The organism is Pseudomonas peli, from assembly GCF_900099645.1.
GTDB lineage: Bacteria > Pseudomonadota > Gammaproteobacteria > Pseudomonadales > Pseudomonadaceae > Aquipseudomonas > Aquipseudomonas peli.
In genome coordinates this window covers 602556-616619 of record NZ_FMTL01000001.1, presented here as the reverse complement: position 1 = coordinate 616619, position 14064 = coordinate 602556, and the positions used below count along the sequence as shown (strand labels likewise).

The window sequence follows — 14064 nt, the reverse complement described above, 5'->3', positions numbered from 1 at the left end:
AATTTCGCTACGAGAGACGGTCATGGCTCATCAAGACATCCACGCTCACCGCATCCTGATTCTGGATTTCGGCTCCCAGTACACCCAGCTGATCGCCCGCCGCGTGCGCGAAATCGGCGTGTACTGCGAACTGCACCCGTTCGACATGGATGAGGACGCGATCCGCGAATTCGCCCCGAAAGGCGTCATCCTCGCCGGTGGCCCTGAGTCCGTGCACGAAGCCAACAGCCCACGTTGCCCGCAGGCGGTATTCGACCTCGGCGTGCCGGTGTTCGGTATCTGCTACGGCATGCAGACCATGGCTGAGCAGCTGGGTGGCAAGGTTGAGGGTTCCGAGCTGCGTGAGTTCGGCTACGCCCGCGTGGATGTGGTTGGCAAGAGCCGCCTGCTCGATGGCATCGAAGACCATGTCGACGCCGACGGCCTGTTCGGCCTCGACGTGTGGATGAGCCATGGTGATAAAGTCACCAAGATGCCGGCTGATTTCCACGTCCTGGCCAGCACCCCGAGCTGCCCGATTGCCGGCATGTTCAACGATGAGCGCCGTTACTACGGCGTGCAGTTCCACCCGGAAGTGACCCACACCAAGCAGGGCGGTCGCATCCTGTCGCGTTTCATTCTCGACATCTGCGAGTGTGAAGCCTTATGGATGCCGTCGAAGATTGCTGAAGACGCCATCGCCCAGGTGCGCGCCCAGGTCGGTGATGCCAACGTGCTGCTCGGCCTGTCCGGCGGTGTGGACTCCTCGGTGGTTGCGGCGCTGCTGCACAAGGCCATTGGTGATCAGCTGACCTGCGTATTCGTCGACAACGGCCTGCTGCGCCTGCACGAAGGCGAGCAGGTGATGGCCATGTTCGCCGAGAACATGGGCGTCAAGGTGATCCGTGCCAACGCTGAAGCGCAGTTCCTCGACAACCTGGCTGGCGAAGCCGACCCGGAGAAGAAGCGTAAGATCATCGGTCGCACCTTTATCGACGTGTTCGATGCCCAGGCCAGCCAGCTGGATAACATCCAGTTCCTCGCCCAAGGCACCATCTACCCGGACGTGATCGAGTCGGCGGGCGCTAAAAGCGGCAAGGCCCACGTGATCAAGTCGCACCACAACGTCGGCGGCCTGCCGGAAGAGATGAACCTGAAATTGGTCGAGCCGCTGCGCGAACTGTTCAAGGACGAAGTGCGCCGTCTGGGTCTGGAACTCGGCCTGCCGTACGACATGGTCTACCGTCACCCATTTCCGGGCCCTGGCCTGGGCGTGCGCATCCTCGGCGAAGTGAAGAAGGAATACGCCGACCTGCTGCGTCGCGCTGACCATATCTTTATCGAAGAGCTGCGCAAGGCTGACTGGTACCACAAGGTCAGCCAGGCCTTCGTGGTGTTCCAGCCGGTGAAATCGGTGGGCGTGGTCGGTGATGGCCGTCGTTACGCCTGGGTTGTAGCCCTGCGCGCGGTGGAGACCATCGACTTTATGACTGCACGTTGGGCGCACCTGCCTTACGAGCTGCTGGAAACTGTCAGTGGCCGCATCATTAACGAAATTGAAGGTATCTCCCGCGTCACCTACGACGTGTCGAGCAAGCCGCCTGCCACCATCGAGTGGGAGTGACCAGAAGGGGCCTACGGGCCCCTTTTTGTTGGCCCTGATCGGTTGCGTATGAGGTAGGCGCTACGCTGGGTATCGGACAGCCGCTGTTCTCTATTGGGTTAGGGCGGGGCTGTTTTTTACTCGATCAGCCCCAGGCTTGCGAGACGATCCGCAAAACCTGCAGGGCAGCGTATTCCCATGAGCACGGAGCCAGGCTGGCTGTGAGGTGCTTGTCGTGGTTATGCTCGGGCAGCGGATTGAACCAAAATCCGGGTGTCTGGCCATTTATGCAGGGAGATCAGCAATGACCGCGCTATTTGTCTTGGCGAGAATGGCGCGGCGTTTTGCTGTAAGCGGGGGTAGGTCACTTGGCCATCTGCTGGGGCTGGCCCTGAGCGTTCTGTTGGTCGTCAGCTCCGCGTTGGCGCAGGACGAATCTGCTCCTGCCGCCCCCACTGCCACGACTGCTGCGGCAATTGCCTTAAACGATATTCTGCTGCGCGCGGATGATGACCAGCGTCTGGCGGACCGTGCCAAGCGCCGGGCAGCGAGTGCGGACCCGGCTGCCGCGCTTGGCGCTCTGCTTGATGACATTGCGCGGCCCGTCGATGAGAAATTGCGGGCCTTCAGCGTGGATGAACTGCGCCAGCTGCCTTTTGTGCGCCTGGAGAGTCTGGCGCGCCACTGGAGCTTCGATGCCCACCGTATTCAAGCCTGGCGTACGCAGATGCGCGCCGTCACCAAACCTTATGCCGATGACACGGCCGAGCTGTCGCTACGCCGTGTACGTTGGCAGGCCACGCGCGTGGCGACCCCGGCAGACAGCATGCCCGTGCCTCTGGCTCGGCAGATCGACTTGATGATCAGCGAGCTGCAGGCGGCCGAGCAGGCGCTTGCAGCGCCGTTGGAGCAGCTGATTGAGTTGGGGCAACGGGCCAATGCGATCAATTCAAGTATTCAGCTTGGGCGCGAAGAAGTGGACAGGGTCATCAGCGGTGTTGATGCACGCCTGTTTAGCCGTGATTCGCTGCCGTTGTGGCAGGCGCTGCATGTTCCTGACGACCAGCAAGCCGATGCGGATTCAGTGGTGCCGGGGCTGGATATTGAAGCCCGCTTTGCCGATGCCTACAGCGCGGTGAACGCCATCAAAGTACACACGATGCAAGCACTGCTGGTGCTGCTGTTGCTGGTGTTGCTCTGGCTGGCGCGCCAGCAGCGCTTGGCGCCTCACGTGAGCCGTGATGACGATAGCCAGCGGGTAGCCGCGCGCCCGTTGTCCGCCTGGTTGCTGCTGGCCGTGATGGTCGTGCAGGTGTTCGAGTCGGATGCACCCATGATGGCGCTTGAGGTGCTGACGCTGCTGGCGGTGGTGCCTGCGTTGCGCATGCTTCCGCAGCGTGCCCATGACCTGCTTGGCAGCTGGCCGCTAATGGCGGCTGGCTTGTATCTGGCAGACCGGCTGGGGGCGCTGTTATGGGGCGGTGAAGACTTTTATCGCGTGTTTCAGCTCGGGCTGACGGTCGTCGCGCTGCTACTCACGCTCTGGCTACTGCGGCAGATGCTGCGGCGAGCCGAACGCAGTGTCGGCTGGGCACGAACGATGGTGCGTGGAGCTGTCTGGCTGGGCGGCGGGCTGCTGCTGGCTTCGCTGCTGGCCAATCTGGCCGGTGCCTTGCTGCTGACTCAGACGCTCACCAGCGGGGTGATTGACAGCGGTTATATCGGCCTGCTGCTGTACGCCAGTATGACTTTGGTCAATGCGCTGCTGCGGATGCTGACGGAGTTGCCGGCTGTGCAGCGGGTATGGCTGTTTCGTCGACACGGCCAGGCATTGTTGAGTTGGTTGCGTCGCGCATTGCTACTGGCAGCGGCAGTCAGTTGGCTGCTGTACAGCATGGATCGCTTTCGCGTGTTGTTGCCGGTGCAGGCGTTCGTCAGTCAGGTGTTGGGCTATGACGTCGAGGTCGGCGAGTTGTCCATCAGTCTGGGAGATGTGCTGGTGTTTGCCCTGTCGGTGCTGATCACCATTGCTGCAGCGCGGGCGACCAAGTTGATACTGCGCGAGCAGTTGCAGGGGCATAGCCGCTTGCCACGCGGTGTGGGCAACAGCATCGCCTCGCTCACCTATTACGCGCTGCTGTTGCTGGGCTTTTTGCTGGCGTTGTCGGCGGCGGGTTTCAAGGTCAGTCAGTTGACGCTGTTGTTCGGCGCACTGGGTGTGGGTATTGGCTTTGGCTTGCAGGGATTGGTGAGTAACTTCGTGTCGGGGCTGGTGTTGATGTTCGAACGGCCGATTCAGCCTGGCGACGTTATCGAGATCAACGGCGCCAGCGGCAGCGTCCGCGAAATTGGCCTACGCGCCACCAAGATCCGTACCTTCGATGGCGCCGACATCGTGGTGCCTAATGGCACTCTGGTTGCCAATAACCTGACCAACTGGACGCTGCAGGACCGCAATCGGCGCATTGAAGTGCCGATCGGCGTCGCATACGGCAGCGACCCTGCCCAAGTGATTGAACTACTGGCCAGCGTGGCACGCGCTGTCCCTGGAGTGGCCGCAGAGCCTGCGCCGGTCGTGTTGTTGCAGGAGTATGGTGATAGCTCGCTGAACTTCAGCGTGCGAGCCTGGGCGCAGGACTACGACCGTTGGACCACTACGCGCAGCGAGCTGATGGTGAGCATGCTGCAGGCGCTTGCGGCGTCCAATATCAGCATCCCGTACAACCAGTACGACCTCAATCTGCGCGGGGTGCCTGACGAGTTGACCGAGGCGATGCGCCAGGTCGGCCAGGGCGGCGGTAAGTTGGACGCTTCCTGACCCCCTATGCCAGCGGTGCGGCAATCAGCCTCGATTTCAGGCTCGTCTTGAGCGCTAGTTAGATGAGAAACTATTGCATCTATCGGGAGTGAGTTCTTCCTCCGATGCATGGCCATGGCATATAGCCAGGCAACCTGGAGTGGATATGTTGTTTTCCCGCAGACAAATGCTGATCGGCCTGGCTGGGCTTGGCGTCGTCGGACTTGGTGCTGGTGGCGTGCGCTACTGGCTGGGCCGTCCGGAAAATGTGGCGACCCACGACTATGAGCTGATCGCCGCGCCGTTGGATATTGAGCTGGTGCCGGGCCAAACCACCTCGGCCTGGGCCTATGGTGGGCAAGCGCCTGGGGTTGAGCTGCGTTGCCGTCAGGGCGAGCGCTTGCGCGTGCGCTTCATTAATCAGCTGGACGTGCCGACCACTATTCACTGGCATGGCATCCGTCTGCCGTTGGCGATGGACGGCGTGCCTTATGTGTCGCAGGCGCCGGTGCTGCCGGGTGAATACTTCGACTACAACTTCATCACCCCCGACGCCGGCAGCTTTTGGTATCACCCGCATGTCGCCAGCGGCGAGCAGCTGGGGCGTGGGTTGGTCGGCGCGCTGATCGTCGAAGAGCGCGAGCCGACGGGCTTTCTCCACGACCACACGCTGAACCTGAAAAGCTGGCATATCGACGAGCTGGGCGCTTTTACCGATTTCAGCGTACCGCGCGAGGCGGCGCGTGGCGGCACCCCTGGGCGGCTGAGTACGGTCAATGGCAAGCACGCGCCAACCCTGGATTTACCTGCCGGGCAGGTGGTGCGCCTGCGGCTGATCAATCTGGATAACACCCTGACCTATCGCCTTAACCTGCCCGGCGCGGATGCGCGTATCTATGCGCTGGACGGCAATCCGGTCGAGCCAAGGCCGCTGGGCAAGGAGTACTGGCTGGGGCCGGGTATGCGTATCGAGTTGGGGTTGAAGGTGCCTGCGGCCGGCAATGAGCTGTCGCTGCGTAACGGGCCATTACGTCTGGCGACCTTGCGCGCGCAGCCCAGCGCCGAGGTGGCTGGTGAGTGGCCGCCAGCACTGCCAGCCAACCCGGTGGCCGAGCCGGATCTGGCTAATGCCGAAACCGTCAAATTCAACTTCGAATGGGCCGGTGCGGTGTCGGTCGGCCTGGACCAGGGGGCGGCGCACAGCTTCTGGCAGATCAATGGTCAGGCCTGGGATATCAATGACAAGACCTGCGCCGACCGGCCGATTGCTCGCCTGCAGCTGGGCAAGAGTTATATCTTCGAGCTGCGCAACCTCAGCCAGTATCAGCACCCGATCCACTTACATGGCATGACCTTTAAGGTGCTGGCCTCGGACCGCAAGTCGATCATCCCTTATTTCACCGACACCTACCTGCTGGGCAAGAATGAGCGCGCGCGCGTTGCGCTGGTCGCCGATAATCCTGGGGTATGGATGTTCCACTGCCATGTGATCGACCATATGGAAACCGGTCTGATGGCATCAATCGAGGTCGTTTAAGCGTGCGCCAACCCCTGATCATTGATCGCAGCCAGGATCAGCACTTTATGCGCGAGGCCCTGGCCCTGGCCGCCGAAGGTGCGGCCCTAGGCGAGGTGCCGGTCGGCGCAGTGCTGGTGCAGGATGGCCAGATTGTCGGGCGCGGTTTTAACTGCCCGATCTCCACCCATGACCCCAGTGCCCACGCCGAGATGGTGGCGATTCGCGCCGCCGCCCAGGCCGTGGATAACTACCGTCTGCCGGGCAGCACCCTGTATGTCACCTTGGAACCGTGCAGCATGTGCGCCGGGCTGATCGTGCATGCGCGGGTGCAGCGCGTGGTGTATGGCGCAACCGAGCCTAAAGCTGGGGTTGCGTTGAGTCGCGGACAGTTCTTCAGTCAGGAATTTCTCAATCACCGGGTGTTGATTGAGGGCGGCGTACTGGCGGATGAGTGCGGGGCGGTGCTGAGTGCGTTCTTCAAGGCCAGGCGCGAGCAGCGCTAGAACCTATCCAAAGTCTGCTGCGCGTCAGCCCTGCGGCGTTAAAACCAGGCTCGGAATGCTCATTTACATCAGTAAACTCCGCTTCCTCGCCGTTTTGACCAGCCGGAGGCTGTTACTACGTAGCGCCTTGCAGGACTCTAGCTCGCGCGCCTTTGAAATAGGTTCTGTTAAAGCGGCGGGGTCTGCTCATTGGGCTGACGTTTGTCGATGCCCGGCACATGTTGATTGCTTTCGGCGATTTGCGAGCCTTCCAGCTGCGGCTGGGTTACCCAGGTGAGGATGTCGTAGTAGCGGCGGATGTTGCGTACAAAGTGCACCGGCTCGCCGCCACGGGCATAGCCATAACGGGTTTTGCTGTACCATTGCTTCTGCGACAGGCGCGGCAGGATCTTCTGTACATCCAGCCACTTATTCGGGTCCAGGCCTTCGGCCTCAGTGAGCTTGCGCGCATCTTCTAAGTGGCCGCCGCCGATGTTGTAGGAAGCCAAAGCGAACCAGGTGCGGTCCGGCTCCTGAATGCTTTCCGGCAGCTGGTTCTTTACATAGACAATGTATTTGGCGCCGCCTTCGATGCTCTGCTTGGGGTTCAAGCGGTCTGACACGCCCATAGCCTGGGCGGTGCGCAGGGTTAGCATCATCAGCCCGCGCACGCCGGTTTTCGAGGTGGCGGTGGGTTGCCAGAGTGATTCCTGATAACCCATAGCAGCGAGCAAGCGCCAGTCGACCTGATTGGCTTGGGCAGCTTCGCGAAAGTGTTTCTCGTAGCGCGGCAGGCGTTGTTGCAGGTGCTTGGCGAAGGTGTAGGCACCGACATAACCGAGTACATCAACATGGCCGTAGTAGCGATCCTTCAGGCGCTGCAGGCTGCCGTTCTGGTGCGCTCGCTCAATAAAGGCATTCATCTCGTCGAGCAGGCTGCGGTCTTCACCGGGGGCTGTGGCCCAGGCCAGATTTTGCGCATCGCCCAGGTCAAAGGCTACGCGCACGTTGGAGAAATACACCTGATTCATCGCTAGCTCGTTGGAGTCGACCAGGGTCAGGTCGATCTGCCCTTCATCGACCATGCGCAGCAGGTCGACCACCTCGACGGCAGCGGATTCCTCGTAGGTCAGTTCTGGCAATTGCAGCTTGAGCGCGGCCAACTGCTCAGCATGGCTGCTGCCTTTAAGTACCAGAATGCGTTTGCCGAGCAGATCATCCGGACGGGTCGGGCGTTGCTGGCTGTTGCGGTAAATCACCTGCGGGGTGACTTCGAGGTAGGGCAGGGAGAAGCGTGCGTGTTGCTGCCGTCCGTCGCTTTCTACCAGGCCGGCGGCAGCCAGTACCGGACCGTTGGGTTTGTTCAGGCTGGCGAACAACTCGTCGAGGTTGTCGGCGGTTTCGATTTTCAGCTCAAGACCCAGATCATCGGCAAAGCGCTTCACCAGCTCGTATTCGAAGCCGGTCTCGCCGTTACGGTCCTGGAAATAAGTGGCCGGGCTGTTGCGGGTGATCACCCGCAGTACACCCTCCGCCTGAACGCGCTCGAGTGTGCTGGGTTCTTCAGCACAGCCGCCGAGCACCAGGAGGATTCCGATCACCGACAGCCAGCAGGCGCAGCGCACACGGAACGCAGATTGGGCAAACATTGGCGCAGTATACGCAAAGCATGGGGCGCGCCATATCTCGACAGCGGGTTGCTTCTCTGCTAGCGCAGTTGCTACGTTTGGCCCGCCTTCACGGGTGCCGTTGGCGGCGCTTTAGGCTAGAATGCACGGCCTCAAAGTACACCCCTTCCCAGAGGCTGTCCCCGATGTTGATCCTGCGCGGCGCTCCCGCCCTTTCTGCTTTCCGTCACGGCAAACTGCTTGAGCAACTGACCAGCAAGGTTCCTGCTGTCACCGGCCTGTATGCCGAGTTCGCGCATTTCGCTGAAGTCACCGGCGTGCTTAACGCCGACGAAGAGCAGGTATTGGCCCGTTTGCTGAAGTACGGCCCGAGTGTGCCGGTGCAGGAGCCAAGCGGCCGCCTGTTCCTGACCATTCCGCGCTTTGGCACCATCTCGCCGTGGTCGAGCAAGGCCAGCGACATCGCTCGCAACTGCGGCCTGGCGAAGATTCAGCGCATTGAGCGCGGCCTGGCGTACTACGTCAGCGGTGAGCTGAATGCCGCCGAGGCGCAGCAAGTTGCCGACGTGCTGCATGACCGCATGACCCAACTGGTGCTGGATAACCTCGAGGGCGCCGCTGCACTGTTCAGCCACGCCCAGCCCAAGCCGCTGACTGCCGTGGACATCCTCGGTGGTGGTCGCGCTGCGCTGGAGAAGGCCAACGTTGAACTGGGGCTGGCCCTGGCTGAAGACGAAATCGATTACCTGGTGACCAGCTTCAACGGTCTGGGGCGCAACCCCCATGATATCGAGCTGATGATGTTCGCCCAGGCCAACTCCGAGCACTGCCGCCACAAGATCTTCAATGCCAGCTGGGATATCGATGGTGAGAGCCAAGAGAAATCCCTGTTCGGCATGATCAAGAACACCTACCAGATGCATAACGAAGGCGTGTTGTCCGCTTATAAGGACAACGCCTCGGTGATCGTCGGCAGTGTTGCCGGCCGTTTCTTTCCGGACCCTGAGACCCGTCAGTACGGCGCGACCCAGGAGCCCGTGCATATCCTGATGAAGGTGGAAACCCACAACCACCCGACGGCCATTTCGCCGTTCTCTGGTGCGTCCACTGGCTCCGGTGGCGAGATTCGCGACGAAGGCGCCACCGGCCGTGGTGCCAAGCCGAAGGCTGGGCTGACCGGTTTTACCGTATCCAACCTGAACATCCCTGGTTTCGAGCAGCCTTGGGAAGTGCCGTACGGCAAGCCTGAGCGCATCGTTACCGCGCTGGACATCATGATTGAAGGCCCGCTGGGCGGCGCGGCGTTCAACAACGAGTTCGGTCGTCCGGCCCTGACCGGCTACTTCCGTACCTTCGAGCAGGCGATCCAGACCCCGCGCGGTGAAGAAGTGCGCGGCTACCACAAGCCGATCATGCTCGCTGGCGGCATGGGTAACATCCGTGCAGATCACGTGCAGAAGGGCGAGATCACCGTGGGCGCCAAGCTGATCGTGCTCGGCGGCCCAGCCATGCTGATCGGCCTGGGCGGCGGCGCCGCTTCGTCGGTCGCCACCGGTGCCAGCTCGGCTGACCTGGATTTCGCCTCGGTACAGCGCGAGAACCCGGAAATGGAGCGCCGTTGCCAGGAGGTTATCGACCGTTGCTGGCAGCTGGGTGACAACAACCCAATTGCCTTTATCCATGATGTTGGCGCGGGCGGTATTTCCAACGCCTTCCCTGAATTGGTCAATGACGGTGGTCGTGGTGGCCGCTTCGAACTGCGCAACGTGCCCAATGACGAACCGGGCATGGCGCCGCACGAGATCTGGAGCAACGAGTCCCAGGAACGTTACGTACTGGCCGTCAGTGCCGTCGACTTCGAGCGGTTCAAGGCGATCTGTGAGCGCGAGCGTTGCCCGTTTGCCGTGGTTGGTGAGGCCACTGAAGAAGCCCACCTGACCGTGACTGACAGCCATTTCGCCAATACCCCGGTGGACATGCCGCTGGAAGTGCTGCTCGGCAAGCCGCCGCGCATGCACCGTTCGGCCGCCCGCGAAGCTGAGCTGGGCGATGATTTCGATGCCAGCACCCTGGCCATCGACGAAGCTGTTACTCGCGTACTGCATCACCCGGCAGTGGCCAGCAAGAGCTTCCTGATCACCATCGGCGACCGCACTATTACCGGCCTGGTTGCCCGCGACCAGATGGTTGGCCCGTGGCAGGTGCCGGTGGCTGATTGCGCGGTCACCGCCACCAGCTTCGACGTCTACACCGGTGAAGCCATGGCCATGGGCGAGCGCACGCCGCTGGCGCTGCTGGATGCTGCGGCGTCCGGGCGTATGGCGATTGGCGAGACCCTGACCAACCTGGCGGCCTCGCGCATCGAAAAACTCTCCGACATCAAACTGTCCGCCAACTGGATGGCCGCTGCCGGCCACCCGGGCGAAGACGCGCGTCTCTATGACACCGTGAAAGCGGTCGGCATGCAGCTGTGCCCGGAGCTTGGCATCACCATTCCGGTGGGCAAGGACTCGATGTCGATGAAAACCCAATGGCGCGACGAGGGCACGGATAAGAGCGTGACCTCGCCGCTGTCGTTGGTGGTGACCGGTTTTGCTCCGGTCAGCGATATTCGCAAGACCCTGACCCCGCAACTGCGCATGGACAAGGGCGAAACCGACCTGATCCTGATCGATCTGGGCCGTGGCCAGAACCGCATGGGGGCTTCGATCCTTACCCAGGTGTACGGCAAGCTCGGCACCCAGGCGCCGGATGTGGATGACGCTGAAGACCTCAAGGCCTTCTTTGCGGTAATCCAGGGTCTGAATGCCGACGGTCATATCCTCGCTTACCACGACCGTTCCGACGGCGGCCTGATGGTGACTGCGCTGGAAATGGCTTTCGCTGGCCACTGCGGCTTGAACCTGTTCCTCGATGCTTTGGCCGACGACAGCGCTGAGTTGGCCGCCGTGCTGTTCAACGAAGAGCTGGGTGCAGTGATTCAGGTGCATCAGGACGCCACCCCGGAAGTGCTGGCACAGTTCAGCGCCGCCGGTCTGGGCGACTGCGTGGCGGTGATTGGTCAGCCGGTCAATAGCGACGACGTGGCCATCAGCTTCAACGGTCAGCCGGTATTCGGCGGCCAGCGCCGCTTGCTGCAGCGCCAGTGGGCGCAAACCAGCTACCAGATTCAGCGTCTGCGCGACAACGTGCAGTGTGCCGAGCAGGAGTTCGACACCATCCTCGATGAGGAAAACCCAGGCTTGTCGGCCAAGCTTAGCTTCGACGTCAATCAGGACATCAGCGCGCCGTATATCCGTAAGGGGGTACGTCCGCAGATCGCCGTGCTGCGTGAGCAGGGCGTCAACGGCCAGGTGGAAATGGCTGCGGCCTTTGATCGCGCCGGTTTCAACGCGATCGACGTACACATGAGCGACATACTCAGTGGTCGCGTCAGCCTGGACGAATTCAAAGGTCTGGTCGCCTGCGGCGGCTTCTCCTACGGCGACGTATTGGGTGCCGGCGAAGGCTGGGCCAAGTCGATCCTGTTCAACAGCCGCGCCCGTGATGGCTTCCAGGCGTTCTTCGAGCGCAAGGACAGCTTCAGTCTCGGCGTGTGCAACGGCTGCCAGATGATGAGCAACCTGCACGAGCTGATCCCTGGCACCGAGTTCTGGCCGCATTTCGTGCGTAACCGTTCCGAGCAGTTCGAGGCGCGCGTGGCCATGGTCCAGGTGCAGGAGTCGGCGTCGATCTTCCTGCGTGGCATGGCCGGTTCGCGCATGCCAATCGCCATCGCGCACGGTGAAGGGCATGCCGAGTTCGAGAACGAGGAAGCTCTGCTCGAAGCCGATCTGTCCGGCTGCGTGGCCATGCGCTTTATCGACAATCACGGCAAGGTCACCGAGACCTACCCGGCCAACCCGAATGGTTCGCCACGCGGGATTACCGGTCTGACCAGTCGCGACGGCCGCGTGACCATCATGATGCCGCACCCGGAGCGGGTGTTCCGCGCTGTGCAGAACTCCTGGAAACCGGATGACTGGCAGGAAGATGCCGGCTGGATGCGCATGTTCCGCAACGCCCGCGTGTGGGTGGATTGATCCGGTTGGCGCGGGCTTATGTCGAGTAAGCCTGCGCCGATTCTGCCTGAGGTGCGCCAGGTCAAACCTGGCGATACTTTATTGCTGTGCCGCTGCGGGCGTTCGTCCCAGCTTCCCGATTGTGTTTCTGCCTGCCCTGATGCGCTTGAACTGCAGCCTGAACGTGAGCAGTTTCTGCTGCTTTGCCGTTGCGCTCGCTCGCAACGTCTACCTTACTGTGATGGTAGCCATAACCAGCCGGTAAGCGGCTTCAAGGCCCGCTGGCGGCGATTCTGGCGTGGTTTGTAGCCTGGGCTTATTAAGCTAATACGTTGAACACACTGCACATTATCCGGTCATAGGGTGCAAATGTGATGGGCTGCGCGAATACCCGATAAGGCAAAATGCCATTATTGTGTGGCATCATTATCGAACTGTTTTTATCAGTCTTGCCGGCGGAGACTTCGATGTACAAGCTGTGTTTTTATGTGCCTGAAACTCATCTGGATGCCGTGAAAAACGCGGTGTTCAGCGCCGGCGGCGGACGTATTGGTCATTATGATCAGTGTTGTTGGCAGACCCTGGGGCAGGGCCAGTTCCGCGCTCTGGAAGGCAGTCAGCCATTTCTCGGTCAGCCTGGGCAGGTCGAGCAGGTAGCAGAGTGGAAAGTCGAGATGGTGGTGGCCGATGAGCTGATCCATGATGCCGTTAAGGCCATGAAGAAGCAGCATCCCTATGAGACGCCGGCTTTTGAGGTGTGGCGGCTGTCAGATATCCAGTTCTAATTCATAAAAAAGGCGCCATGAAGGCGCCTTTTTTATGTCTGTTGATCAGGGTCTGATTTCGATCAGGGTGCCGTCCTTGACCACTGCCCAGACCTCGCGCATATCAATGTTGCGCATGGCGATGCAGCCTTCGGTCCAGTCCAGGGTGTGGAACATCCACTCCGGGTATTCCTCATCCAGCGGCGTGCCGTGAATCATGATCATGCCGCCGGCCGGTACACCCTTGGCGCGGGCTTGCGCCTGGTCGCGGGCGTTGGGGTAGGAGATGTGCATGGACAGGTTGTACTTGTCGCTGGTCTTGCGCCAGTCGATCCAATAGAAACCTTCCGGGGTGCGCAGGTCGCCTTCGCGCTGTTTGGCCCCTTTAGGCTTTTTGCCCAGAGAGATGCGATAGGATTTGAGGGTGTCGCCACGGCTGATCAGGTGCAATTTGCGTTCAGATTTGATCACCAACACCTTGTCGATGGTTTTGCCATTTAGGGTCGGTGTGGTGCTGGCGGGAGCAGCCAGGGTAACGGTCAGGCAGAGTAGGGCGAACAACCAGCGCATCGTATTTCCCGTGAATCAAAAGGCTTTCTTGTAATGTGCGCGCAAGGCTTCGAGCGGCTCGTTGCGGACCGGGTAGTGCTGCTCGCGGCGGTCTGCGAAGTAGCATTCTAAGGTACGCCCGATGGTCGGGAAAGCCAGCTCTGACCAGGGGATGTCCTGTTCGTGAAATAGCTGAACCTCCAGGCTTTCTTCACCGGGGGCAAAGTCCAGGTCGACCAGCTCGGCGCGAAACAGCATATACACCTGATTGATGTGCGGCAGATCGAACAGGGTATAGAGGCTCAGGCTGCGCACCCGCGCGCAGGCTTCTTCATGGGTTTCGCGGGCGGCGGCCTGTTCCAGGGTTTCGCCGTTCTCCATAAAACCGGCCGGCAGGGTCCAGTAACCGTGCCGTGGCTCGATGGCGCGGCGGCACAGCAGCACCTGTTCGCCCCACACCGGCAAGCAGCCAGCGATGATGCGCGGGTTCTGGTAATGCACGGTCTGGCACTGCGTGCAGACGTGGCGTAGGCGGTTCTCCCCCTGCGGGATGATGTGGCTGATCGCGCCGCCACAGTTGCTACAGAACTTCATGCCAGATCCTCGCTGCGTGTTGGCTATCTTGGCGCGCATATCAGCTGCTCGGCAAGCGGCCTGACAGGGCAAATTATCCAGCGCCTGA

10 protein-coding genes are annotated in these 14064 nt (G+C 61.2%); 7 read left to right on the top strand and 3 right to left on the bottom strand.

All coding sequences use genetic code 11. The features are described from left to right. The first annotated feature begins 22 nt into the window (after positions 1–22). The 4 genes from guaA (at position 23) to tadA (ending at position 6401) form a co-directional block, all read left to right on the top strand. Complete coding sequence (gene guaA, locus BLO50_RS03050) at positions 23–1603, top strand: glutamine-hydrolyzing GMP synthase (RefSeq protein WP_090248600.1); 1581 nt, start codon at positions 23–25, stop codon at positions 1601–1603. 283 nt (positions 1604–1886) lie between these two features. Further along, the gene (locus tag BLO50_RS03045; protein ID WP_208597415.1) at positions 1887–4400 is read left to right on the top strand and encodes a mechanosensitive ion channel family protein; all 2514 of its coding nucleotides are present in this window, start codon (positions 1887–1889) and stop codon (positions 4398–4400) included. Positions 4401–4545: 145 nt separating this feature from the next. Continuing rightward, positions 4546–5916: a multicopper oxidase family protein gene (locus BLO50_RS03040; protein ID WP_090248597.1), complete on the top strand. Its 1371-nt coding sequence runs from the start codon at positions 4546–4548 to the stop codon at positions 5914–5916. Between the two features lie 2 nt (positions 5917–5918). Next, positions 5919–6401, top strand: a complete 483-nt coding sequence (tadA, locus tag BLO50_RS03035; RefSeq protein ID WP_090248595.1) for a tRNA adenosine(34) deaminase TadA — start codon at positions 5919–5921, stop codon at positions 6399–6401. Between the two features lie 167 nt (positions 6402–6568). On the opposite strand, the gene mltF is transcribed toward tadA, so the two are convergent. Beyond that, entirely contained in the window at positions 6569–8029 is a 1461-nt protein-coding gene (mltF, locus tag BLO50_RS03030; protein WP_090248593.1) for a membrane-bound lytic murein transglycosylase MltF, read from the bottom strand. A gap of 164 nt (positions 8030–8193) precedes the next feature. Between mltF and purL the strand changes: the two genes are divergently transcribed. The 3 genes from purL (at position 8194) to BLO50_RS03015 (ending at position 12854) form a co-directional block, all read left to right on the top strand. Continuing rightward, entirely contained in the window at positions 8194–12090 is a 3897-nt protein-coding gene (gene purL / locus BLO50_RS03025; protein WP_090248592.1) for a phosphoribosylformylglycinamidine synthase, read from the top strand. Between the two features lie 18 nt (positions 12091–12108). Further along, positions 12109–12378 carry a CDGSH iron-sulfur domain-containing protein gene (locus tag BLO50_RS03020; protein WP_090248590.1) on the top strand — a complete coding sequence of 90 codons (270 nt, stop codon included), beginning with the start codon at positions 12109–12111 and terminating at the stop codon, positions 12376–12378. A 158-nt stretch (positions 12379–12536) separates the two neighbouring features. Beyond that, on the top strand, positions 12537–12854 hold the full coding sequence (locus tag BLO50_RS03015; protein ID WP_090248588.1) for a YqfO family protein: 318 nt from the start codon (positions 12537–12539) through the stop codon (positions 12852–12854). 45 nt (positions 12855–12899) lie between these two features. Here the strand turns inward: BLO50_RS03015 and BLO50_RS03010 are convergent, their stop codons facing one another. Continuing rightward, positions 12900–13403, bottom strand: a complete 504-nt coding sequence (locus BLO50_RS03010) for a L,D-transpeptidase family protein (protein WP_090248586.1) — start codon at positions 13401–13403, stop codon at positions 12900–12902. Positions 13404–13418: 15 nt separating this feature from the next. Continuing rightward, positions 13419–13976: an NUDIX hydrolase gene (locus tag BLO50_RS03005; RefSeq protein WP_090248585.1), complete on the bottom strand. Its 558-nt coding sequence runs from the start codon at positions 13974–13976 to the stop codon at positions 13419–13421. Positions 13977–14064 lie beyond the last annotated feature (88 nt).

What these genes read in the sequence shown, in the direction of transcription:
- purL (WP_090248592.1), top strand. Translation starts at nt 8,194, where the DNA reads ATGTTGATCCTGCGCGGCGCTCCCGCCCTTTCTGCTTTCCGTCACGGC.
- BLO50_RS03045 (WP_208597415.1), top strand. Translation starts at nt 1,887, where the DNA reads ATGACCGCGCTATTTGTCTTGGCGAGAATGGCGCGGCGTTTTGCTGTA.
- guaA (WP_090248600.1), top strand. Translation starts at nt 23, where the DNA reads ATGGCTCATCAAGACATCCACGCTCACCGCATCCTGATTCTGGATTTC.
- mltF (WP_090248593.1), bottom strand. Translation starts at nt 8,029, where the DNA reads ATGTTTGCCCAATCTGCGTTCCGTGTGCGCTGCGCCTGCTGGCTGTCG.
- BLO50_RS03005 (WP_090248585.1), bottom strand. Translation starts at nt 13,976, where the DNA reads ATGAAGTTCTGTAGCAACTGTGGCGGCGCGATCAGCCACATCATCCCG.
- BLO50_RS03040 (WP_090248597.1), top strand. Translation starts at nt 4,546, where the DNA reads ATGTTGTTTTCCCGCAGACAAATGCTGATCGGCCTGGCTGGGCTTGGC.
- BLO50_RS03010 (WP_090248586.1), bottom strand. Translation starts at nt 13,403, where the DNA reads ATGCGCTGGTTGTTCGCCCTACTCTGCCTGACCGTTACCCTGGCTGCT.
- BLO50_RS03020 (WP_090248590.1), top strand. Translation starts at nt 12,109, where the DNA reads ATGTCGAGTAAGCCTGCGCCGATTCTGCCTGAGGTGCGCCAGGTCAAA.
- BLO50_RS03015 (WP_090248588.1), top strand. Translation starts at nt 12,537, where the DNA reads ATGTACAAGCTGTGTTTTTATGTGCCTGAAACTCATCTGGATGCCGTG.